The sequence below is a fragment of the Pelobium manganitolerans genome (assembly GCF_003609575.1).
GTDB classification, from domain to species: domain Bacteria; phylum Bacteroidota; class Bacteroidia; order Sphingobacteriales; family Sphingobacteriaceae; genus Pseudopedobacter; species Pseudopedobacter manganitolerans.
In genome coordinates, this window is the sequence record NZ_MBTA01000001.1 from 195,990 (window position 1) to 218,621 (window position 22,632).

General features: G+C 42.0%; 25 protein-coding genes. 10 read left to right on the forward strand and 15 right to left on the reverse strand.

Features of this window, described 5'->3' with window-relative positions; genetic code table 11:
• The first annotated feature begins 37 nt into the window (after nucleotides 1-37).
• Nucleotides 38-1,219 (forward strand): THUMP domain-containing class I SAM-dependent RNA methyltransferase, encoded by a 1,182-nt coding sequence (locus tag BCY91_RS00840; RefSeq protein WP_120180116.1) that lies wholly within the window; start codon nucleotides 38-40, stop codon nucleotides 1,217-1,219.
• Here the strand turns inward: BCY91_RS00840 and BCY91_RS00845 are convergent.
• From BCY91_RS00845 to BCY91_RS00880, 8 genes are all read right to left on the reverse strand, one after another.
• Nucleotides 1,216-1,866 carry a 1-acyl-sn-glycerol-3-phosphate acyltransferase gene (locus BCY91_RS00845; protein ID WP_120180117.1) on the reverse strand — a complete coding sequence of 217 codons (651 nt, stop codon included), beginning with the start codon at nucleotides 1,864-1,866 and terminating at the stop codon, nucleotides 1,216-1,218. The two genes, BCY91_RS00840 and BCY91_RS00845, sit on opposite strands and share 4 nt — an antisense overlap.
• Nucleotides 1,863-2,612 (reverse strand): alpha/beta fold hydrolase, encoded by a 750-nt coding sequence (locus BCY91_RS00850; RefSeq protein ID WP_245988962.1) that lies wholly within the window; start codon nucleotides 2,610-2,612, stop codon nucleotides 1,863-1,865. The genes BCY91_RS00845 and BCY91_RS00850 overlap by 4 nt, the downstream gene beginning before the upstream one ends.
• Before the next feature lie 73 nt (nucleotides 2,613-2,685).
• On the reverse strand, nucleotides 2,686-3,075 hold the full coding sequence (locus tag BCY91_RS00855) for a holo-ACP synthase (RefSeq protein ID WP_120180119.1): 390 nt from the start codon (nucleotides 3,073-3,075) through the stop codon (nucleotides 2,686-2,688).
• A gap of 1 nt (nucleotide 3,076) precedes the next feature.
• Nucleotides 3,077-3,886: an enoyl-ACP reductase FabI gene (locus tag BCY91_RS00860; protein WP_120180120.1), complete on the reverse strand. Its 810-nt coding sequence runs from the start codon at nucleotides 3,884-3,886 to the stop codon at nucleotides 3,077-3,079.
• Entirely contained in the window at nucleotides 3,883-5,229 is a 1,347-nt protein-coding gene (locus BCY91_RS00865) for a beta-ketoacyl-[acyl-carrier-protein] synthase family protein (RefSeq protein ID WP_120180121.1), read from the reverse strand. Before BCY91_RS00865 ends, BCY91_RS00860 begins: the two co-directional genes overlap by 4 nt.
• Nucleotides 5,230-5,490 (reverse strand): acyl carrier protein, encoded by a 261-nt coding sequence (locus BCY91_RS00870; RefSeq protein WP_120180122.1) that lies wholly within the window; start codon nucleotides 5,488-5,490, stop codon nucleotides 5,230-5,232.
• Nucleotides 5,491-5,496: 6 nt separating this feature from the next.
• Nucleotides 5,497-6,048, reverse strand: a complete 552-nt coding sequence (locus BCY91_RS00875) for a hypothetical protein (RefSeq protein ID WP_245988963.1) — start codon at nucleotides 6,046-6,048, stop codon at nucleotides 5,497-5,499.
• On the reverse strand, nucleotides 6,045-6,791 hold the full coding sequence (locus BCY91_RS00880; protein WP_245988964.1) for an SDR family NAD(P)-dependent oxidoreductase: 747 nt from the start codon (nucleotides 6,789-6,791) through the stop codon (nucleotides 6,045-6,047). The genes BCY91_RS00875 and BCY91_RS00880 overlap by 4 nt, the downstream gene beginning before the upstream one ends.
• 133 nt (nucleotides 6,792-6,924) lie before the next feature.
• Between BCY91_RS00880 and upp the strand changes: the two genes are divergently transcribed.
• From upp to eno, 3 genes are all read left to right on the forward strand, one after another.
• Complete coding sequence (gene upp / locus BCY91_RS00885; protein WP_120180124.1) at nucleotides 6,925-7,566, forward strand: uracil phosphoribosyltransferase; 642 nt, start codon at nucleotides 6,925-6,927, stop codon at nucleotides 7,564-7,566.
• Nucleotides 7,567-7,595: 29 nt separating this feature from the next.
• Nucleotides 7,596-8,291: a YjjG family noncanonical pyrimidine nucleotidase gene (locus BCY91_RS00890; protein WP_245988965.1), complete on the forward strand. Its 696-nt coding sequence runs from the start codon at nucleotides 7,596-7,598 to the stop codon at nucleotides 8,289-8,291.
• Nucleotides 8,292-8,448: 157 nt separating this feature from the next.
• Nucleotides 8,449-9,753: a phosphopyruvate hydratase gene (eno, locus tag BCY91_RS00895; RefSeq protein WP_120180126.1), complete on the forward strand. Its 1,305-nt coding sequence runs from the start codon at nucleotides 8,449-8,451 to the stop codon at nucleotides 9,751-9,753.
• Nucleotides 9,754-9,826: 73 nt separating this feature from the next.
• On the opposite strand, the gene BCY91_RS00900 is transcribed toward eno, so the two are convergent.
• The 5 genes from BCY91_RS00900 to BCY91_RS00920 form a co-directional block, all read right to left on the reverse strand.
• On the reverse strand, nucleotides 9,827-10,303 hold the full coding sequence (locus tag BCY91_RS00900; protein ID WP_120180127.1) for a hypothetical protein: 477 nt from the start codon (nucleotides 10,301-10,303) through the stop codon (nucleotides 9,827-9,829).
• 60 nt (nucleotides 10,304-10,363) lie between these two features.
• Nucleotides 10,364-10,987 (reverse strand): hypothetical protein, encoded by a 624-nt coding sequence (locus BCY91_RS00905; protein WP_182995271.1) that lies wholly within the window; start codon nucleotides 10,985-10,987, stop codon nucleotides 10,364-10,366.
• A gap of 8 nt (nucleotides 10,988-10,995) precedes the next feature.
• Nucleotides 10,996-11,730 carry a hypothetical protein gene (locus tag BCY91_RS00910; protein ID WP_120180129.1) on the reverse strand — a complete coding sequence of 245 codons (735 nt, stop codon included), beginning with the start codon at nucleotides 11,728-11,730 and terminating at the stop codon, nucleotides 10,996-10,998.
• A gap of 94 nt (nucleotides 11,731-11,824) precedes the next feature.
• Complete coding sequence (locus tag BCY91_RS00915; RefSeq protein WP_120180130.1) at nucleotides 11,825-12,463, reverse strand: response regulator transcription factor; 639 nt, start codon at nucleotides 12,461-12,463, stop codon at nucleotides 11,825-11,827.
• Nucleotides 12,464-12,498: 35 nt separating this feature from the next.
• Nucleotides 12,499-14,307, reverse strand: a complete 1,809-nt coding sequence (locus BCY91_RS00920) for a tetratricopeptide repeat-containing sensor histidine kinase (protein ID WP_120180131.1) — start codon at nucleotides 14,305-14,307, stop codon at nucleotides 12,499-12,501.
• 145 nt (nucleotides 14,308-14,452) lie between these two features.
• Here BCY91_RS00920 and BCY91_RS00925 point away from each other — a divergent pair, with 145 nt between their 5' ends.
• The 6 genes from BCY91_RS00925 to trpC all read left to right on the forward strand — a co-directional run bounded on the left by BCY91_RS00925 (nucleotide 14,453) and on the right by trpC (nucleotide 18,814).
• On the forward strand, nucleotides 14,453-14,803 hold the full coding sequence (locus tag BCY91_RS00925) for a septal ring lytic transglycosylase RlpA family protein (RefSeq protein ID WP_120180132.1): 351 nt from the start codon (nucleotides 14,453-14,455) through the stop codon (nucleotides 14,801-14,803).
• A 91-nt stretch (nucleotides 14,804-14,894) separates the two neighbouring features.
• A complete protein-coding gene (locus tag BCY91_RS00930; RefSeq protein WP_120180133.1) occupies nucleotides 14,895-15,320 on the forward strand; it encodes a cytochrome B in 426 nt (141 codons plus the stop codon).
• A 221-nt stretch (nucleotides 15,321-15,541) separates the two neighbouring features.
• The gene (locus BCY91_RS00935; RefSeq protein WP_120180134.1) at nucleotides 15,542-16,954 is read left to right on the forward strand and encodes an anthranilate synthase component I family protein; all 1,413 of its coding nucleotides are present in this window, start codon (nucleotides 15,542-15,544) and stop codon (nucleotides 16,952-16,954) included.
• A gap of 26 nt (nucleotides 16,955-16,980) precedes the next feature.
• Entirely contained in the window at nucleotides 16,981-17,292 is a 312-nt protein-coding gene (locus BCY91_RS00940) for a chorismate mutase (RefSeq protein ID WP_120180381.1), read from the forward strand.
• Nucleotides 17,293-17,326: 34 nt separating this feature from the next.
• Entirely contained in the window at nucleotides 17,327-17,899 is a 573-nt protein-coding gene (locus BCY91_RS00945) for an anthranilate synthase component II (RefSeq protein WP_120180135.1), read from the forward strand.
• 132 nt (nucleotides 17,900-18,031) lie between these two features.
• Nucleotides 18,032-18,814, forward strand: a complete 783-nt coding sequence (gene trpC, locus BCY91_RS00950; protein WP_120180136.1) for an indole-3-glycerol phosphate synthase TrpC — start codon at nucleotides 18,032-18,034, stop codon at nucleotides 18,812-18,814.
• 95 nt (nucleotides 18,815-18,909) lie between these two features.
• Here trpC and BCY91_RS00955 read toward each other — a convergent pair whose 3' ends face one another.
• Together BCY91_RS00955 and BCY91_RS00960 are read right to left on the reverse strand one after the other, a co-directional pair.
• The gene (locus BCY91_RS00955; RefSeq protein ID WP_120180137.1) at nucleotides 18,910-21,156 is read right to left on the reverse strand and encodes a glycoside hydrolase family 3 N-terminal domain-containing protein; all 2,247 of its coding nucleotides are present in this window, start codon (nucleotides 21,154-21,156) and stop codon (nucleotides 18,910-18,912) included.
• Between the two features lie 87 nt (nucleotides 21,157-21,243).
• Nucleotides 21,244-22,554, reverse strand: a complete 1,311-nt coding sequence (locus tag BCY91_RS00960; RefSeq protein ID WP_120180138.1) for a glycoside hydrolase 5 family protein — start codon at nucleotides 22,552-22,554, stop codon at nucleotides 21,244-21,246.
• Nucleotides 22,555-22,632 lie beyond the last annotated feature (78 nt).

Sequence of the window (22,632 nt, forward strand, 5' to 3'; positions counted from 1 at the left end):
AATCTCTAAATTTTATTTCAGTAAATTGCGCTCCCTTATGCTACAAGTTTTCAACACTCCACAAAAGGTAATTGTCACCTGCAATAAAAGATTAGCCACCTACCTTGAAACAGAGGTCCGCGAACTGGGTTTTAAGCCCGAAAGAGTTTTCCCCACCGGCGTGGAGCTACAAGCATCTTTAAATGATTGTATCCGCCTGAATCTCAACTTAAGATGTGCGAGCCAGGTTTTATACCGCATTGCTGATTTTAAAGCCGAAAACCCCGATGAGCTGTACCAAAATCTCGTAAAAATTGAGTGGGAAAAGCTGATAGATTTTAGTGGATATTTTTCTGTAACCTCTAATGTGGATAACCCCCACATTAACACGCCGCTGTTTGCGAATGTGAAAGTGAAAGACGCCATTGTTGACCGCATTAAGCAAAAGCATAAGATAAGGCCGGATTCTGGCCCGGATTATTCTAAAGCCGTGATCCATTTGTATTGGCGCAGAAACGAGGCAGAAGTTTTTATAGACAGCTCGGGCGAAACCCTGGCCAAACATAGCTATCGTAAAATACCCGGCAAAGCGCCTATGTTAGAGGCATTGGCATCTGCCTGTGTGCTGGCCAGCAAATGGGACAGGCAGTCGGCTTTTGTTAACCCCATGTGCGGTTCTGGCACTTTAGCCATAGAAGCCGCCATGATTGCCACCAAGCGCGCACCCGGTTTGTTGCGCATGAACTACGGTTTTATGCACATTTTAGGTTACGATGAGGAAGTGTTTTTAGCCGAGCGCAAACGCATAAAAGAGCAGGTAATTAAACATTTGGATTTTAAAATTATTGCCAGTGACATTTCAGAAAATGCGGTGGATATTTCATTTAAAAACGCGCGCACAGCTGGTGTGGACCATTTGATAGATTTCCAAGTTTGCGACTTTGAACACACTGATGTACCACAAGGCGCAAAAGGCGCTGTAATGTTTAACCCCGAATATGGCGAACGTTTGGGCCAACAAAGCGAACTGGAAATTACCTATAAACGCATTGGCGATTTTATGAAACAGCAGTGCAAAGGTTATAAAGGTTACGTTTTTACCGGCAACCCAGATCTGGCAAAGAAAATAGGTTTAAAAGCCTCCCGCAAGATTGAGTTTTACAATGGAAAATTGGATTGCAGGATGCTGGAATACGATTTGTACGACGGCAGTAAACGGGAAAAACCACGCGAAAATTAATCCTCAAACGTAAAGCGCAGCTGGCTTTTTAAAGCTTGTTGGTGGTGTTTGTTAATTTGCTGCTTCAGTTTCTCAAACTCAAAACCCGTGTTAGTTCCACAATCTAAAGGATGAAAATATACAGAGGGTTTTGTGCTTTCAAAATACTCCACCAAGTTACTGCTCCAAATAAGTTGGCAATTGTTCTTAGTGTTAGAGATGATATGGTTAATGCCTTCTTTAGCCTCAATTTTGCGTACATGGCACGATTCTAAGTTGCCTTGCGGAAACATGATGACTACATTTCCGGGTTCGTTGAGTTTTTGGGCGGCGTAATCTAAACTTTGGTTAACATTTGCCTTGCCCGGCGAAACAGAAAAACAGCCTAAAAAACGTAGCCAAGGGTTCATTTGCATCTGCTTTTTTAAAACCATAATGTAAATTCCTTTAATAGGCTGTTGCTTATTAATTAGATTTACACATAAATAATTAGCCAAAAAGCCGTCTAAAAAGCTGAAATGGTTGCACATTAACAAATACGAGTGGTTGGGCTTTATCGCTATTTTATCTATCGATAACTTGTTGAAACGGCGTTTAACCACCCAGCTTATAAATTTTGCGCCCATCAAAAAAATAGGACGCGGGTAGCTTTTAGCTTTGATAATCATGAAAGCAAATTTGTTAAAGTTTGTGCAAAGTTTTGCTTTACCAAGTCGTGGTTTTCATCCAACAACACCTGTTTTGCATGTTCTATTTTTGGGATAGTGCCTTTCCCAATGCTCGCCGGATAGCTTTTGTCTCTTTTTCCAAAAATAAAAATGCTAGGGATATCATGCTTATTCAGCTGCCGGATAAAAAGTGGAAGGTCTGTTTTTAAAAAGCGGAGGTACGTTGCACAGGCAAAAAAACTGAAACGTAGCTCGGGCGTGGCAATTTCGCGGAATAAAATCTCATGCGCTTTTTTGTCGATAATTTTCCCTTTTTTTAACAGCTCAAGCAAGCGAATCATGGCTTTATCGCTTAAAGCCAAACGTTCCAGCAGCTTGTTGCCTATTTTGTTGGCGCTTAAAAAAGTGATGATGCGCCCGGGTTTAAGGTTAGATGGCGCCGCTGTTATATAGCATTCAATTTTCTCGGGAATTTTTTCGGCCAATGTGGCCGCATAAAAACTTCCCATAGAATAAGAAAGCAGCGAAAAACGCTCTATACCTTGCTCTCTGCAAAAATCGACAAACAGTTGTGCTAAATCTGCTTTGCTAATGCCGTTTTTAACGTGTTCAAGCTCGGTGTTTTGCAATACGGTCTGTTTATGGAAAAACAAATCGAACCCGTAAAACGTATATTGTTGTCCTAAACTTTCTTCCAACAAAGTGAATTGCCTGCCGTGCATCCCGTAACCATGAAAGCACAGCATAGCTTTTGGTCCATTACCAAACTTGTAATAATGCAGCTTTACTAGCGGATGTTGGTAAAAATGGGAGGTCATGTCAAAGATTTTCTTTCACCAAAGCCACCGCCCACACATAATCACCATCATGGCTAAGGCTTAAACTAACCGATAAATTGTCGTAGTTTGATGGTAAATTCACGATAGGCTTACCTCCGATTTTCTCCCTTAAGATTTCAATCTTTTTGAAGGCTAAAGGATCCGGATTTAGTTGTTTTACAGCTTTGTAAACAGCTTCTTTGGCAGCCCATGTAGATGCGTAACGCAATAATGCAGGCTCAAACTGTTCGCAATAGGCCATTTCTTTATCCGTATAAACCTTTCGCTTAAAAAGTTCTTGATAAGATAGCTCAAACTGAGGCAAGTGAACCACATCGTTACCAATGGCAAACTCTTTTTCGTTAGCTATTTCCTTTATCAGCGAAAGCATATTACTCGTCAATAGCTACGCCCATGATGTTAAAGCCACCGTCAACAAAATGAGTGTTGCCGGTAACTTTTTTAGATAAGTCTGAGAAATAATAAATGGCCGCATCGGCAACATCTGTTGCTGAAATATTGCCCAAAGGTGCGGTAAACTTGCCCATTTTACGCAGTTTGCGCACTCCGTTGATACCTCCGGCAGAGGTTGTCATCACTAAACCCGCCGAAATTGCGTTTACCCTTACCCCACTTTTGCGGAAATAGCTGGCCAAATACAGCATAATATTTTCTAAAGCGGCTTTATTAATAGCCATGCCTGCATAGCCCGGGAACACCCTCTGCGACGCGTTGTAGGTTAATGTTAACACAGATGCGTCTTTTGCTAAAAGCGGCTCCGCAACACGGCAAATCCGCAATAAAGAATAAGCGCTGATGTTGAAAGAATCCATCAGCTCTTCAAAAGGAATATCGATATAGGAAGGCGCCGGCGCATCGGTACCCGGCAAACTGTAACACATTACGTTTTGGCTGCCAAAAGCAACGGCGTGCAAAACATAGTGGATAGGTCCTAGTTGTTTATGAATTTCACCCAAAAAGTCCTGAATTTCAGCTTCATTGCGCACATCAACTTCTGTAGCTAAGCTGCTTTCCATCCCGTTTTGCGCCATTAAATGCAAAACCTCTTCTTTGGTATCTGCCACATAGCTCAACACCACCTTGCAGCCCGATTGCTTTAGCTTTAACGCGACCTGAAAAGCAATAGAACTATCGTTACGTACGCCAAAAACTACGGCGACTTTATCCTGGTTGTTGATCATTCTTTTGAAATAAGTATAGCACTATTTGTACCGCCAAAGCCGTAATTTAAACAGGTAATGCTGTTAATTTCTTTAGCGAAACTTTGTTGGGGCAACAAATGGCGGTAAGCGGCCAAAGGCAATTTAGAACCTTCCCATTGTTCTTTTTGCTGGAAATTCTCTAACTCTTCATTCAAGTTATCGGAATTTAGGCAAGGCAAAACCTGTTGTTTTTGCAACATTAAAACCGCAGCAATAAATTCTACTGCGCCTGCAGCGCCCAACATGTGCCCAAACTGTGATTTTGGTGCCGAAATATGGAAGTCTTTCTCGCCCAACACATCCACCACGCTTAAAAGCTCAATGGCATCGCCAATTGGGGTTGATGTCCCGTGCACTTTCACCACATCCGGGCGTTTTTCTATTCCGCTCAACAAGCCTTTCCACAACCTTTTTTGGCCGGCAAAAGAAGGGTAAAACATGTCGCCGTCGCCATCAGAATTGTTGAAATAGCTATCAACAACGGCTAAAATATTTGCGCCACGGGCTTTCGCCAATTCGTATTCTTCTAAACAAACAATGCCTGCACCAAAAGAACAAACAAAACCGTTGCGGTCTTTATCAAAGGGGCGCGAGCTTTTTGCAGGTTCAAATCCGCGACTTAAAATCTGCATAGCGTCAAAACCGATGAAAGTTTCTAACGAAGTGCCCTCCACGCCGCCCGCTACGGCACGGTCTTGCAAGCCGTATTTAATTAAGCGGTAGGCATAGCCGATATTTCCTAGGCCGGTTGCGCAGGCAGAGCCGATAGATTCGCAGACTCCTTTATTTTTAATCAAACAAGAAACGTTTGCTGCATCGCGATAAACCATAGAGCGGTCCACGGTGTGCGAACCTGCAATACGGGTTTTTTTCCCTAAAACAAAAAAGTTGTGCCAGGCGTTCCGCTGGATTTCATGTCCTCCGCCACCAGAGCCTACCACCACGCCAGTGGCCTCAGATTGAGTTTCTTCTGTGGTCCAGCCTGCCATTTTTATCGCATCCAAAGCACCAAGCATAGCCCAAATACTGCCAATATCCGCCGTAGAAAGGTTAATATCCGGGATGCGGTTTAACAAATCCACATAAACCTCGGGATAATCAACCGCCAAAGGAGAATAAACCGGCTCTAAGTGCATCTCGGCCTCAGAAATATATCCCGAAACGGTAGAACGGATGTTTTTTCCGTGTGCGGTGGCTTTATCCCAAGTGCGTATTAAGCTTTGGTTGCCAAAGAGTTTATCGGCAAAATCATCTAAACTGTTGCAGGTGGGGAAAGCCCCGCCCATGCCTACTACGGCAACTTTTCGGCCTTTTTGCTCCATTTAGCCTCTTTCTTTGGTGCGCAAAATTAAATCTACAATATCTTTTACTTTAGACCCCAAATCGTCAATATCGTCATCCTCAAACTCCACATCAAACTTTTGCTCGGCTTTAGCCGCGATATTGATTAGCTCGGTAGATGGCGTATTTAAATCAGCAATAAAATCTGTTTCCTCTGTTACGTGGTTCAGTTTTTCCTGATCTATGGTACGTACGGTGCGTAAAATTTCTACTAAACCGTCAATAATTTCTTGTCTTTCCATTGTTTTTTATTTGCTAAATATATCTTTTTTTAGGGCACGGCCGGTAACATCAAATAGTTCGGCTACCAAAGTAAATTCGGGGCTAAGCTGGTAATTCTCCAGCTTTTGCGCATCAAAATCCTTAAAATAATCATCTAAATTTAAATCTTTTGGCGCTTTGTAAATACGTCCGTCGGCCACCATTTGCCTAAACTTGTAAAACGTGATTTTGCCCAAACTTACAAAGGTTTCACCTTCTTCTAAATAATTGTGGAAATATACGTTGCCAATGCTGATAAAGGCCGGTACAAATTTGTCTTTTAAATCAATTGGGGCGCAATTTTGTTTTTGGCATTCTAAAAAAGTAGCGCAAGAAACGATGGTGGCCTGGGCAAAAGCCTCAATTTGATCAACCCCGCGAAAAAGCCCAAAATGGTCTTTTACATCTTGTGCTTTGGGTGTATAACTGGCCACAATGCCCACTTTAGGCTGGTGCCAGTGGTAACGGTTTAACAAGCGTTTGCTTGGGCCGTGCAGCAACAAGCTCTCGGGCGCGGTGCCTACTAAATTTTCTATCAAAACAAACCTCCGTTAATATCTATGCAGCTTCCGTTGATGTAAGAAGCTTTATCCGACAGTAAAAAAGCAACCGTTTCTGCCACTTCATCGGCCTGCCCAAACCTTTGTGCAGGTATCATTTTTAAGTATTTTTCCTTTTCCGTTTCCGGGATGGCATCCGTCATGGGGGTTTGGATAAAGCCCGGCGCAATGCTTAGCACACGGATCTGATGATCATGATAAACCGCGCCAACTTCTTTTGCTAATGACTTAGAAAAGGCAATTAAACCCGCTTTTGTGGCCGCATAAACGGATTGAAAAGCGTTCCCGGTTTCTGCCACGCAAGAGCTGAGGTTAATAATTACCCCTTTCCCTTTTAAGCCAAATAACTTTACCGCAACTTTTGAAATGGTTATCGGCGCCTTTAAATTTACAGCAATCATGGCGTCAATGTCACGCTCGGGCTGGAAAGTAAGCGGTTTGTCCAACGCGATGCCGGCATTGTTGATGATAGCGAAAAGCTCGTCGCCATGCTCAGTTTTCAAAGCTTTACAAAAATTTTTCAGCTCTTCCGGGTCTGATAAATCGGCGGCCAAAACATGATTACCTTCCCTTAATTCGGTGATGTTCTCTGCCTTTGAAGCGTGTAAAATGAGGGTGTAATCCGGATTTAGCTTCTTAGCGATGGCCAAACCTAAACCTTTACTTGCCCCGGTAATTAAAACTTTGGGTTTGCTCACATTTATGCGTTTGATGATTTTCAAAAATAGGAATTTTAGAGAAGTATTAGGTAGGAAGTAGCGAGTGGTGAGTAGTGAGTATTAAGACTTCCAGGATTTTGAATTTTTACTTTTCCCTTTTGAATTTTTAAGATCCAAAATTGCCTATATTTAATACATGTTTCTTTTGAGCGATTATAACAGTATTGCCAATCATTTCTTGGCCGAAATGCGCAATGTGGATGTGCAGCAAGACAGCATGCGTTTCCGTAAAAACATGGAACGGCTAGGCGAAATTTTCGCTTATGAAATTAGCAAAGCGTTGCCTTACGAAGAATATGAGGTGCAAACGCCCTTAGGTTTATCAAACGTAAGTTTAATGCCACAGCTGCCTGTGTTGGCTACTATTTTAAGGGCAGGTTTACCCTTTCACCAGGGTTTGCTCAACTTTTTCGACCGTGCAGATTCTGCTTTTATATCGGCGTATCGCAAAACCAAAAAGTCGGGCGATTTTATCATCCAAATGGAGTATGTTTCTGCTCCGGATTTAACAAACAAGGTAGTCATCGTATCGGACCCCATGTTGGCCACCGGCAGAAGCATGGTGTTATGCTGCAAAGAGCTTTTAGCCAACAACAATATCGCAGAAATGCACATTGTAGCCATTATTGCCAGCCAGGAAGGCCTTGCTCATGTGAAAGCAAATTTACCCAACGCAAAGCTTTGGATAGGCGCGGTTGATGAAGAAATGACCAGTAAAGCGTATATTGTGCCCGGTTTGGGCGATGCCGGCGATTTAGCTTTTGGAAGCAAGATTTGATGGCGCCCAGCGCTAAAAACGGAGTTCTTTTGAAAAATTACAAACACATTTTTTTTGACTTAGACCACACCCTGTGGGATTTTGACAAAAACGCCGAAGAAACGCTTAACGAACTTTACCACAGTTATAAGCTTTGCGATTTGGGGCTGCATTCTTGCGATATATTCATCGAAACTTATACGGTTAACAACCATCGCCTTTGGGCAGATTATCATTTAGGGAAAATAAGCAAAGCGGTTTTGCGCGAAACGCGGTTTAAGCAAACTTTTATTGATTTAGGGCTAAGCGAAGAGCATATTCCTCATCAGTTCGAAGACGATTACATCAACATTTGCCCAACCAAAACCAACCTGTTTCCTCACGCGCATGAAACCTTGGCTTACCTGCAAGATAAGTACGCCTTGCACTTAATTTCCAACGGATTTAAAGAATCTACCGAGTATAAAATAAAAAACACCGGACTGGGCGTATATTTTAGAAACGTGTTTATTTCTGAAATCATCGGCATCAATAAACCGGATAAAGCCATTTTTCAACACGCGGTAGATGTGGCTGGGGCCGATGTGCCTAGCAGCGTAATGATTGGCGACAGCTTGGAGGCGGATGTTAGAGGAGCAATTAATTTCGGCATGGACGCCATTTATTTTAATCCGCACTTTGCCGAGAAACCGCAAGATGTGAACCAGCAAATTAACCATTTAAAAGAACTGGTAGAATTATTTTAAACGTACTTAATGAAGTGTTTAAATTGGTTTTTTTGTTTTGGATGAGCTTGAAAAACAGCCTCTCGAAAATTTTCTATATTTGCCAATTCAACAAAAAACCATACTTTAGTGTAATTTTAACACTAAGTGTAAACAGACAAAATAAAATCGTAATAAAATGAGCTTAATTCTTGACGTACACGCAAGACAAATCCTCGACTCGAGAGGAAACCCTACTATTGAAGTAGACGTAATTACCGAAAACGGAATTTTAGGCAGAGCGGCCGTTCCTTCTGGCGCCTCTACCGGACAATATGAAGCGGTTGAGCTTCGCGATAAAGACAAGTCTGTTTACTTAGGCAAGGGCGTTTTAAAAGCCGTTGCAAACGTTAACGAAAAAATTGCCGAAGCATTAAAAGGCATAGATGTTTTTGAACAAAACGCCATTGACCAGTTAATGATTGATTTAGACGGCACAGAAAATAAAGGAAATTTAGGCGCAAACGCTATTTTGGGCGTTTCTTTGGCAGTAGCCAAAGCGGCTGCGCAAGAAAGTCGCCAGCCATTATACCGTTACGTTGGTGGCGTAAACGCAAATACGCTTCCAATCCCGATGATGAACATTGTAAACGGTGGTTCGCACTCTGATGCGCCTATCGCTTTCCAAGAGTTTATGATTATGCCGGTTGGTGCTTCTTCTTTCTCTGAAGCTTTACGTTGGGGTACAGAGGTTTTCCATAACTTAAAAGCAATTTTGCACGATAGAGGTTTATCTACCGCTGTAGGTGACGAGGGCGGTTTTGCACCAACTTTTGAAGGCACAGAAGACGGTGTAGAAACCATTTTGAAAGCTATTGAAAAAGCTGGTTACAAACCGGGTGAAGACATTTGTTTAGCCTTTGACTGTGCTTCTTCTGAGTTTTACAAAGACGGCGTTTACGATTATTCGAAATTTGAAGGCCCTAACGGCGCAAAACGCACCAGTGCCGAGCAGGTAGAATACCTAGCATCCCTAACAGAAAAATATCCAATTATCTCTATTGAAGATGGTATGGACGAAAACGACTGGGACGGCTGGAAATTATTAACCGAAAGAATTGGCGATAAAGTGCAGTTGGTAGGTGACGATTTATTTGTGACCAACGTTAAAAAGTTGAAACAAGGTATTGATAACCATACCGCAAACTCAATTTTGGTGAAAGTAAACCAAATTGGTTCTTTAACAGAAACCATCAACGCGGTGAGCATGGCGCAACATGCAAGCTATACTTCCGTAATGTCGCACCGCTCTGGCGAAACAGAAGATGTGACTATTGCAGATTTGGCGGTGGCCTTAAACTGCGGTCAAATCAAAACTGGTTCGGCTTCACGCTCGGACCGGATTGCGAAATACAACCAATTGTTGCGTATTGAGGAAGAGCTGGGCTCGAGAGCAAAATTTATTGGTAAAGAGTTTAAGTACTTCAAAAACAGAAAGAAGTAGTTTCTGCTTTATAAAAACGCGAAAGCCGTTCTCCTCATCGAAGAACGGCTTTTTTGTGTTGAGATATCGCCGGTTAATCCGGCTTTACACTTACAAAAGTGAAAAACCAGCTACACGTTGTGCACTGTTCCATTGTTTTAACGTCCCAGTTTAATGTCCAGTACGCAATATCAAATTCCTTAGTTTCGCCGGGTCCTAGCTTAACTTTATGATAGATATATTTGTTAGAAGGATCGGTATAATCATTCCGGGCTTCAAAATAAATCCCCTGTTTGTCTGATAGGTTTTTCACCTCTACCAGGTATTTACATGGCGCTAGTTTTGACGACGCTTTTTTGACCACCTTGATTCTAAACTCCAGCGGTACAGCTGCCAAACCCTTCTTCTCAAATTTTTCTGAGGTAAGGCTAGTTTTTAACGGTTCGGACCAATCGAGCGGATTTTGGAACTTAAAAGTTTGAACACCTAGCGAAATTTGTGCATTTGACTTTGTTGCTATCACGCTAAACAAAACAAACATTAATGCTGTTGTAAATTTGATTTTTTTCATTGTTTTAACTGATTTGAATACTTAGGGCTAAGGCCCAAGCTGGTTGAAATTATTGGTTAATTAAAAAGGGATGTAAGAAACGGAAACCGCGTACTCTTTATTTAAAGGATATGAAGTGTAACGACAACCCACCGCCAGATTCTTATAGAGAAAATATTTTAGACCGAGCGCATTAGCGCCCGCGCCGCTTGTCTTTGGCTTTATAAACCCAAATATGGCGCCTTCTCCCTCTCGGCTGTAAGTCAATTGCGCACCAAATATTTTTACCGCGGCTTGAAAGCTGCTGCCGAAAAAAGAAATGTTTTGGTAGCTATATACGCCCAAGAAAGAGTATTGTGCGCCAACTTCTACATTTTTTGTTAGCAATTTGCTGGACCAAATTCCGATGTCTGCGCCGTAGCGGGCTGCTTTCCCTTTCGTCAAATTCCAGCCGCCACAAAAATTGGCGCTATATCCCAAAACCAGTTCGTTTTCATCATAATCCTTATAAGGGGCGTTGTAGTTTGCAACTAAACCAACGGTATTGCCAATTGCTGTTTTCTTACTGCCCCCGCTCATGGTGCCATTACTGTAATAAGCTGAAAATTCGCTGAAACTTAACCGGCTTTTATCTTGTGCATTCGAGGCTGTTATAATTCCTAAATGGCACAGTATCAAAAGCAGTATCGGGTTAAATTTTTCCATCCTCACCATCACATCGTTCTTTTACCTTTTACAGTAACCGTTACATTGTCGGCATTTTTGAAGGAACCGGAAAACTCATCACCTTTAATTGGTGCTATGGTTGTGCCATGCTCATCTATCAAAATATCATTTGCATAGGTACCAGATATGCTAGAAGCGGTTGACGATCCGTCTTTACGCGCCTTGCCTGTCCAGCCTTTTAATACCGTGGAAACAATAATATTGAATGTCCCTTTCTCTTTGTCTGAAGTTTGGTAGATGCCCTCAAAACACCTAACTAATGCGCTGGAGGTTTCTTTAGCTATCACAAAAACGGCATTACCATGCCCCGGAATATTGGATGAAACGATAGTTGCACCTGCGCCAGTGGCATCAACAGAAAATGTGATACTTACCTCTTGCCCGTTTAACGTCCCTTTAAATGGAGCAACATAAAGCTGTCCGGCAACCCAAGCCGTAGTAGTTGTTAAGTTTACTGTGGTGCCGTCAATCACCATTTTAGCGGTTATGGTATTGCTGGTGCTGTTGCTGATGTCAAATTTAATAGTTCCGCTAGAGCCCAGAATTACGCCTTTATAAATGCCTTTACTGCTGTTATCGTTTGCGGCTGTGGCCTCCGGCGTGGCGCTGCAGGTGCTACAAGTGTAAGTTTCTTCCTTTTTTTCTGATTTTTTACAGGAACCAATTACGGTAATAATGCCAATGCCTAGCAAAAGCACCCATTGTAAATGTTTTCTTTTCATGTTTGTTGGTGTTAAGATTGTTAACACAAACCTACGCGGGCCAATAAAACAGGTCAATTACACTTTCGTGGGATTTGGAAGCCCGGCCCTTCACTTAAAAAAGGATGGATTTACCCCCGATTTTATTTAAAGCATCTGTGCGAGAGCCTACTTGGAGTTTTTCATAAATATTCTGAATGTGCTTGCGCACTGTTTCTACGCTGATAAACAAAAAACCGGCAATCTCTTTGTAACGGTAGCCTTTAGCTAAATAGGCTAATATTTCTTTTTCCCGAGGCGATAGTTTGTTAAATTCCGCATGGTCTTGACTGCGCGGATTAAAATGAGCAACTACTTTACGGGCAATCTGGCTGCTCATGGGCGCACCGCCATTGTAAACGTCCTGTATGGCATCCAATATTTTTACCGGTGCGGACGATTTAATGATGTAACCATTTGCGCCCGCCTTTAATGCGTTAAATATGTTTTCGTCGTCCTCTAAAGAACTACACACCATAAATTTGGTGTTAGGCATCTGTAATGTAAGCTGCGCTATTAGCTGTATGCCCGATTTACCGGGCAAATGAATGTCTACCAAAACAACATCCGGCGAGGTATCCGAAATTTTTAAAAGCGCCTCTTCGGCATCTGCGAAAGTGCCGATACACGCAAAGCCGGGACTTCCGTTTATTAAAATGCCCAGCATCTCTCGCAGGTCTCTTTGGTCTTCTACTATCGCTACTTTAATCTGCATCTTACAAAAATACAAGCTCGCTTAATGGTCCACAATTACACTTTAAGGGTATTAGCGCTTATTGCGCTCAGTTGCTCTTCCAGTACCTCTATAATAATTTCGCAACCTTCTCCACTATTGCTACGGCAAAAAAATGTACCGCCTATTGTTTCAACGCGTGTTCGCATATTCCTTAAGCCGTTGCCGCCGCCATGGACTAAATCCGCGTTAAAGCCCTTACCGTCGTCTTTAATCTGCATATATAGGCCAGCATCATCGTAACGCAAAAGAATTTTCAGGTTGTTGCAACCTGCGTGTTTAACGCAGTTGTGCAAAGCCTCTTTAACTACTAAAAACAGGTTGCGTTGCGCTTGTTGCGATATGGTGAGGGACGGAATATCATCCTGGATGTCTAAACAGGCATTGATACTGCACAGCTCCAAATAATCTGTACAATATTCGCGTATGCGGGCCACCAAATTATCTAAGGTGGCATTTTTAGGGTTAAGTACCCAAATTAAGTCGCGTATGTTCTCTACCAAATCTTTTGATACTTGGCCGATGTTAGAAATATCTGCATTCTCCAGTCCGTTTGCGTGCAACTTACGCGATGCCGAAGCCGCAATCAGAGATATTTTGGACAGACCCGAACCTATGTCATCATGCACATCTTGCGCGATACGGCTACGCTCCTGAGATTGTATCTCTTTAAGCTGGGCCAAGTGCCTGTGCTTTAAAACAGCCTGCTTACGCCGATAAAAAAAATACATAAAAGCGGTGGCTGATATTAATGCCAATGCACCAAACAAAATTTGGTACTGTTGCTTTTGGATGAGCAAATTCTGGGCTTTCAAATGCAAAGCGTTAATTTTTGAGCGTTGCTCAAGCTCTTTAAGCTGTAGGTTTTTCTGTTCTGTTTGGTAACGTGCTTGTTGCTGCGCCAATGCCTTTGCACTTTCAACGTTTACATAATTAGCGTTAACGCGGTTATATTTCTGGTTCCACTCGTATGCTTGGCGATAGTTGCCCGCTTTTGCATAATGTTCTGCAATACTAGATATAGCTTCAACAATTACTGCCGTAGCCTCAATTTTTTCTGCAATGCGTAAACTTTGTTTATTGAAATTAATGGCTGTGGCAAAATCTTTTTTCATCCCGTACACATTGCCGATATTGTTTAAAGTGGCGGCAATCATAAACTGATCGTTTATCAGTTTGGCGTAGCTGGCTGATTTTTGGTAAAAAGAAATGGCTTGGTCATATTCCCCTTGGTATTTATAAACAATCCCCAAATTGTTGTAGGCCAAGGCCAAACGATCTGGCTTATTCAGCTTTTTGTAAATAGCTAAAGCTTGCCGATAATTGTTTAAGGCCGCCTCGTACTTCAGTTGTTGCTCGTAAATTATCCCGATGTTATTTAATAAATCAGCCTGCAAAAAGCGGTCGCCGGTTTTTTGGGCAATATCTTCTGATTGCTGGTAGTGGACCAAAGCCTGTTCAAAGTTTTTCTGCTCCTCGTACAAGGCACCAATATTTTTTTCTATTTTACCGATAGCTGCCGAATCTTTTAGTTGATGGGCTAGCTTCGCGGCCTGCTGGAAATATTTTAGAGCTTCAACTGGCTTGCCCAATTGCGAGTAGGCCTTGCCCAAACCGTTGTAATAGATAGTTTTTAATTGTGGATTTTCATCTGTACCTAGCCGCTGCACTTGTTGTTGAAATAGCCTTGCTGCATCGTAATATTTCCCGGCGGTATACAGCTCTTCAAACTTTTTTAACACGGTATCCGCTGGTAAGGCACCAAAAAGACTTGAGCAAACTACACAGAAGCCCAGTTTTAACGCGATAAATATTTTTAATCTCATAGAAAGTTTAGGCCTTTGTAAATATAATTTAATCTTTTACAAAAACAAAAAGCCGATGCGCCTTGGGCTTTGAGTTAAAATAATTTGTTTAAACACCTAAAAGACCGATATTTTTTAAACAAGGATATTTTTAACAATTTTGGACATGTACAAAATCCTCCTATTATTTTTTGTAATGACTTTGTTTGCTTGTGCGTCCCGCGTTACACAAAGCGGAAAAGCATCTTATTATGCCAACAAGTTCAATGGCCGGCGTACCGCATCTGGCGAAAAATTCAGAAACTCGAAACTTACCGCCGCACATAAAACGCTTCCGTTCGGCACAAAAGTAAAAGTCACCAACCTCCGCAACGGCAAAACTGTGAAGGTGCGCATTAACGACCGCGGGCCTTTTGTAGCGGGCAGAATTATCGATGTTTCCAGAAAAGCTGCCAAACGTATCGGCATGAAAGACGAAGGCGTTGCCAACGTGCGCATTAGCTACAAAAAGTACTAAAGACAAAAGCGGTACCGCCGTAGTTGATTGAAAGCGCAGGCAGCCCAAATGTGCTTTTGTTTGTTATATTTGAGAAAAAAATTAGGAAAACATGTTTACAGGACTACTGCATTTGCACTCTACATTAAGGTATGTGATTTTGATTTTAATCTTAATCTCTATTTTCCAGGCCCTAAGCGCCGGCAACAAACCTTATACGGCTACCAACAAAAAAATCAACTTGTTTACGCTAATTGGCGCACACTTACAATTGGTGGTAGGTTTGGTGCTTTATTTTATGAGCCCACTGGTAAACTTTTCGCAAATGAGCAACCCTATAAATCGCTATTGGAACGTAGAACACATTAGCATGATGCTGGTGTCTATTGTTTTAATTACCGTAGGCTACTCAAAATCTAAAAAAGCTTTAGAAGCAAAAGCCAAGCACCGCGCTATTTATATTTACTATGGCATTGCTGTGGTGGTAATTTTGGTGGGCATTTTAACGATGAAAGACCGTAATGCTTGGGCAGTATAGCAAGAAATTTGCTAAATATTTTTGAAAATCAATTTTCTTTATATTTTTGCCAACAATGAAAACGATAAATTATACAAAACAATGGTGGTGGCAAGGTAATAACCTAGCTTCGGCCACCGTATTTGTATCACTATAAAAATATTTTATCCAAACCTAAACAAATATGAGCCCGACGCTGAACCGTCGGGTTTTTTGTTTTAAAGGTTTTAAATTGCAAAACAATGAACACATTTAAATTAAATGTATCTTATAAAAAATTATTAGCAGACACCACCACACCGGTGAGTATTTATTTGCGTTTGCGCGATGTTTTCCCCAACAGCTTATTGCTCGAAAGCTCTGATTACCACAGCAGAGAAAACAGCACCAGTTACGTGTGTTGCGATCCTGTAGCGTCTATTTCTGTAACCAAAGGTAAACTGAGCAAAAGCTATCCGGACGACAGCGTTGAAACATCTGAACCCGGAACCTTTAATTTGGTTGATGAGGTTTACCGCTTCCGCAAGAGCTTTGAAAGCAACGCAGATACCGATTTAAAATTTATTGCCGATGGACTTTTCGGTTATTTTACGCATGAGGCGGTAGAGTTTTATGAAGATATCCAACTGAAAAAAGACGAACAGGACGAGCGCGACATCCCAACTTTTCAATATCATTTATACCGCTACGTAATTGCGATAGACCACTTTAAAAACGAGTTGCACATTGTGAAAAACGAAACCGGTTTTGAGAAAGATAGCAATGGGCTAGAAAAAATCGAGTATCTCATCCAAAACAAAAACTTCCCCGAATATAAATTTAGCTTAAACGGCGAAGAAAGCTCCAATTTGAGCGATGCTGAATTTATCACTTTAGTAAAAAATGTTAAAAAACACATTTTTAGAGGTGATGTATTTCAAATTGTGCCTTCGCGCGCCTTTCAAACCGGATTTTTGGGCGATGAATTTAACGTTTACCGTGCGCTTCGGTCTATAAATCCGTCGCCTTACTTGTTCTATTTCGATTACGGAAGCTTTAAGATTTTTGGTTCTTCGCCCGAGGCGCAGCTCACCATAAAAAAAGGTAAAGCCAGTATTTATCCTATTGCGGGCACCTTCAAAAGATCAGGTAATGATGCGCAGGACAAAGAAATTGCAGAAAAGCTGGAGAACGACCCGAAAGAATCTGCCGAGCATGTGATGTTGGTAGATTTAGCACGGAACGATTTGAGCCGGCACTGCACAGATGTAAAAGTGGAGGCCTTTAAAGAAGTACAATACTACTCGCACCTTATCCACTTGGTTTCAAAAGTGAGCGGACAATTGCAGCCTAAAGTAAACCCCTTTAAAATTGTGGCTGATACCTTCCCGGCCGGTACATTAAGCGGCGCGCCAAAATACCGCGCCATGGAACTGATAGACCAATACGAGAAAACCAAACGCAGTTTTTACAGCGGCGCCATCGGTTTTATGGGTTTTAACGGCGATTTTAACCATGCTATCATGATCCGTTCGTTTTTAAGCAAAAACAATAAACTGCATTACCAGGCCGGCGCGGGCATTGTAGCCGACTCTGACCCAACATCGGAACTTAACGAAGTGAACCATAAAATTGCCGCATTGCGCAACGCCTTAAAAATGGCAGAGGAAATTTAATAGAAGCCGAAAGAATGCAAAAATTGATGAAGGCATCAGACTGTAAAAGTATTTCGGACGTGAGGGAACAGATTGACCTGATAGACCGTGAAGTAGTTCATTTGATTGCCCGCCGTTTTGAGTTTGTAAAGAAAGCTTCTGATTTCAAAAAGAATACAGAAGAAGTGAAAGCCAAAGAGCGATTTAACGCCATGCTTGCTGAAAGAAGACTTTGGGCAACAAACGGAGGACTAAATGCAGATGTTATAGAAAAAATTTTTAAAGACCTAGTGCAGTATTTTATAAAAGAAGAACTAAAAGAGTTTGAGAACAAAGATTCAATACGCGCCAATCTTTAAACCATACGCCTTCAATCTTTAAGTATTACAAAAAATGAAAATATTAGTTATAGACAATTACGATTCGTTCACCTACAACTTAGTGCATTTACTTCATGAGCTTGGTTATGATGCCGAGGTATGGAGGAATGACAAATTTAAGTTGGAAGATGTAGATAAATTTGATAAAATTCTGTTGTCGCCAGGGCCGGGCATCCCATCAGAAGCGGGTTTGCTTTTGGATGTAATCAAAACCTATGCTAAAAGCAAGAGCATTTTAGGTGTGTGTTTAGGACAACAAGCTATAGCAGAGGTTTTTGGCGGCGAGCTATACAATTTGGAAAAACCTGTACACGGCACAGCCACAAAAATTGTGGTGACAGATGTACAAGAACCGATATTTGCTGGTTTAGAAAACGGCTTTAAAATTGGACGTTACCATTCTTGGGCTGTAAAGGCAGAGAATTTACCTGCCGATTTATTGGTAACCGCAACAGATGAAAAAGGCGTTATGATGGCTTTGCGCCACCGCGAGTTAGACGTGCGTGGCGTACAGTTTCATCCCGAATCTGTTTTAACAGAGCACGGAAAAGAGATGATTGCTAACTGGTTGAAGATGGAGGCTTGAGACGGATGGTAAAAAGTTTAAGGTTTAACAACGTAGTGAAACATTTGTTGCATTCGATATCACCTTACACCTTTTGCCTCAAACCCTACACCTTTCGTCCAAACCTTACACCCTAAACCTCACACCTTAGACATGAATATCCTAGATAAAATTGTAGCACGTAAAAAAGAAGAAGTTGCTATCGCGAAAGCAAAAACCTCCCTTAAGGATTTGGAAAATTTACCGGTTTTTAAGCGTGACACCTACAGCTTGCGCAAATTTTTAACTGACCCCGCAAAAACAGGGATTATTGCCGAATTTAAACGTAAATCGCCTTCTAAAGGTGTGATTAACGATAAAGTGAGTGTAGAAGAAGTAACCACAGCTTACGCAAATGCCGGAGCTTCGGCACTTTCCGTATTAACGGACCATGATTTTTTTATGGGGCACGAGGAGGATTTAATAGCCGCGCGCAAAGTAAACCAGATACCGATTTTGCGCAAAGATTTTATGGTTGACGAATACCAGATTATAGAAGCCAAAGCCATAGGTGCTGATATTGTTTTGCTGATTGCCGCTTGTTTAACGCGCCAAGAGGTGAGCAACTTTGCAAAGCTGGCCAAATCTTTAGGTTTAAGCACTTTGTTGGAAGTACACAGCGCCGAAGAACTGGAAGGCAATTTGGATCCGAATATTGATGTGGTGGGCGTAAACAACCGTAACCTTAAAGATTTTTCGGTAAGTATTGATACATCTTTGCAGCTTGCGGAAATTATCCCGTCGGATTTTTTGAAAATTTCTGAAAGTGCAATTAGCAATCCGGAAACCATTAAATTGCTAAAAAAAGCAGGCTTTAACGGCTTTTTAATTGGCGAAAACTTTATGCGCACGGCAAACCCCGGTTTGGCCATGGCCGATTTTGTGAAGGAAATTTAGAAGCCATAAGCCGAACTTTTGAAAAGAAACTGGAGCTTACAGATAAAAATGGCCGGTAAAATCCGGCCATTTATATACTAGCTTTTCCTGTGCAATTATTCTGTTTTGTAGACAAAGTCTGCTTTAAGCCCGCCAATTTTTACTTCAAAATCGCCCGGTTCTGTAACGCGCTCTAAGGCGCTGTTTATAAACGAAAGATCTTTCGCTTGTAGTGTAAAACTTGCTGTTTTGGTTTCACCTACTTTTAATGCGATTTTTTCAAATCCGCGTAAGCGTTTTACTTCTGGCGTTACAGATGCAATTAAATCACTTACGTATAATAAAACTGCCTCTTTGCCTTCGCGTGCGCCGGTGTTGCTCACATCAACGCTAATCGTCAGCGTTTCATTTGGCTTTAAGATGTTGCTGCTCAGCTTTAAGTTTTTGTACTCGAAACTGGTATAACTTAAGCCAAAACCAAATTCCCACTGCGGATCGTAACCGGCAGCTTCGTCATAAGCCTTGGTTTCGGTGTATTTGTGGTAATAATTAATTAAACTATTGGCGGCGCGCGGATAGGTGTAAGGAAGCTTTCCGCTTGGATTTATTTTGCCACTTAAGGTGTGCGCTACTACGTTTCCGCCCTCGTTACCCAATAAATAGCTTTGCAAAACGGCGCTTGCCAAAGGTTCTATAGCAGAAATAATACGCGGGCGACCTTCGGCCAAAACCAAAACAATAGGTTTGCCGGTTTTAGCCATGGCTTCTGCAAATTCAATTTGTGCTTTATCCAGGTTTAAATCTCCAATATTGCCCGGATTTTCGGTATAGCTGTTTTCGCCTAGGCACAATACAATAACGTCACTGTTTTTTGCAGAAGCAATTGCTTTATCTACATCCAATAATTTGCTGAAGTCTGCACCCGCCTCATAAGCCACGTTCTGCGTGCCAAAAGTTTGTTGTATGGCTTCTAAAATGGTGTTGTGGTTCTTTTCGGTTTCATCACTGTTGGTGCCTTGCCAGTTGCGCGCCCAACCGCCGTTTAAGCTACGCATGGTGTTAGCTGTAGGCCCGGTCACCAAAATTTTGCTTCCCTGCTTTAGGGGTAAAATGTTGTTTTGGTTTTTTAAAAGTGTGATACATTCCGTCGCAAAATCATAGTTGGCCTGATGGTGTGCTTTGCCGTTAAACAAAGGATAATCCTTAGGGTTGTTTAAGGGTTCGTCAAACAGATTTACTTCGTATTTTACCCTCAAAATTCGACGTACGGCATCGTCAATTCTTGCCTCAGAAACTTTGCCTTCTTTTACCAACGCTATCAAATCATCGCAAAAAGTAAAATCAAAAGGCACCATGCTCATATCAATTCCGGCGTTTACCGCCACCATGGTCGATTCTTTGTTGTCTCTAGTAATCCGATGTCTGAGATGCAGATATTGGATATCTTGCCAATCACTTACGGCAAAACCTTGGAAATGGAGCTCGTCTTTTAAAATATCCGTTAAAATATGTTTACTTGCGTGTACCGGCACACCGTTTATTTCGGCACTGTTTACCATCACGGTTTTTGCACCGTTTTCAATGGCGTGCGCAAACTGAGGTAAAAAATATTCGCGTAACTCCCGCTCAGGTATCCAAGCAGGGGTACGGTCATGGCCGCTTAAGGGCATGCTATAACCCATGTAATGTTTTAGGCATGCGGCCACGTGGAATTTATCGGTTACTAAATTAGAGCCTTGGAAACCTTTTACGGTAGCTGTGCCCAGCTCGGCTACCAAATAAGGATCTTCACCGTAGGTTTCCCAGATGCGTGGCCAGGCGGCTTGGCGACCTAAATCTAAAACCGGACTAAAAACCCAAGGCACAGAGGTGGCGCGTGTTTCGTAAGCGGCAATTTCGCCTACACGGAAAGCGTGTTCGCGGTTAAAAGAAGCTGCCTGTGCAATTTGTTGCGGAAACATCACTGCATCTAAAGTATAATTGTTGCCTCTTATGGCATCTACACCATACATCATCGGTATTTTTAGGCGTTGCGCCAAAGCCGCTTTCTGCAAAATTTCTATCCTTTTTTGCCAAGCGTCGCGCGTTATGGCATCTCCGCCAATGTTTAAAACAGAACCGATTTTATATTTCGAAAATGCCACGTCAACCTTTTCCGGATCCAAAGTCATCGGTAAAATAACTTTGCCGTCTTGGGTTTTAAGTAAAGATTCGATGGTGATCTGCGTCATTTGCCCTACTTTTTCTTCCAAAGTCATTTTGGATAAAAGCGCATCAATCTTTTTCTCTATTGCCGCGTTGGGCAAAACCTGCGCTTGTAAGCTGGTGGCGCCTAAAATTAAAGCCGTCATTAATGTTTTCATTTATGTATTGTTTAAATCTGATGAAGTTTTAGTCCGACCGTTCTCCATCAATTTTTAAGTTTTAGCATTTTTTATTGATGTTAAAGCCTAATCAAGTGCCTTTTTTATTGCTTTGGCGTATTTCCTTATCAGTTTCCAAGTGCTTTTATCATTATCGTAAACGGTGTTTAAACCTTGCTCTTCTTGTGGCGGATCGCCAGAGAAATCGTCACCGTCTTTCCAAAAAACTTGCCCTTCAATTGGCCTGGACGTACCGCCGAAGCCCCAAAAATTTAACCCACCTACCACACCCCGGTTTTTTGCACCTGCCAATAGCTCATCTAAAACTACTTGATATAGCTGATCGCGATATTGGGTTGCCGTGCCAGCTTTAAAATCGTGCGCGTCGCGCGGTAAACCAAATTCTTCTACTACTAAAGGTTTGTTGATAGCTTCTGCTGCGGTTGCGTGCAAGCGGATGTAGTTTTTTGTGTTACTTAAAATAAGCGGTAAAGCCTCTTTAATGCTATCGGCCTTGAACCAGCCCCAGTTTTTTGCCCAGATGTGGATGGTACTGTAATCAATTTCTGGGTAGCTGTGAATTTCTTTCCAAAGCGCCAAGCTGTCTTCAGTCCCTTGGGTTCCTTCGGACCCGATGGTTACTAAATGATGAGGGTCTTTGCTTTTGATGTACTGCGCTACCTCTTTTATCCAGGTTTTAAACGCTGGGATGGCGGTTGCGCGCATTGGCCGAGGTTCGTTGGCCAACTCCCAAGCCATGATGGTAGCATCGTCTACATACTTTTTGCCCGTATAAATGCTGGTGTGCGCAAAAATATAATCCAGCTGTTTTAGGTAGTCGTTTTTGCAAGGTTCGCAGGTGTAAAATTTAGAGGTTTCATCGCGCAACTCATCCCAACTCATTTTCTTTTGCATGGTTTCTAAATCCGTTCGGCCGTTCCAGTTAAGATACTGCAAAAAACCTCCGCTCCATTCCCAGTTGTTGCTTAAAAATAAAACCGCGTACATTTTACGTTTGGCCATCTCTGTCAACAAAAAATCCAGACCTTCTAATATTTCTTTGCTATAAACCCCTTGGCTTTTTTGTAGCACAGGCTTTACGCGGTCCACACCGTTGATTTTACCTTCCCCTTCGGACCCCACCAGCACACGCAGGTTATCTACACCCTTGCTTTTTAAAAAATCAAGCTCTTCAATTAAACGTTGTTTGCCGTGTTTTGGGTCTTTTTGTAAAGCCAACAGGCCACCGTACCAGTAGTTGGTGCCAATAAAATAATAAGGCTTGCCATTAACGGTAAAATGCTGGTTTTGCACTTTCACAAAATCGTTTTGTGCGTATCCGCCGAAAGCGAAAGAAAGCAAAAACATAAAAAGGCCGAAGCCCCGGATGGTTTTCATTTATAGGTTATGTAAAGTTTAAAAAGCCCGGCGAGGAGCTGTAAAACAGCGCCCGCCAGGCTATTAAAATTAAATGAA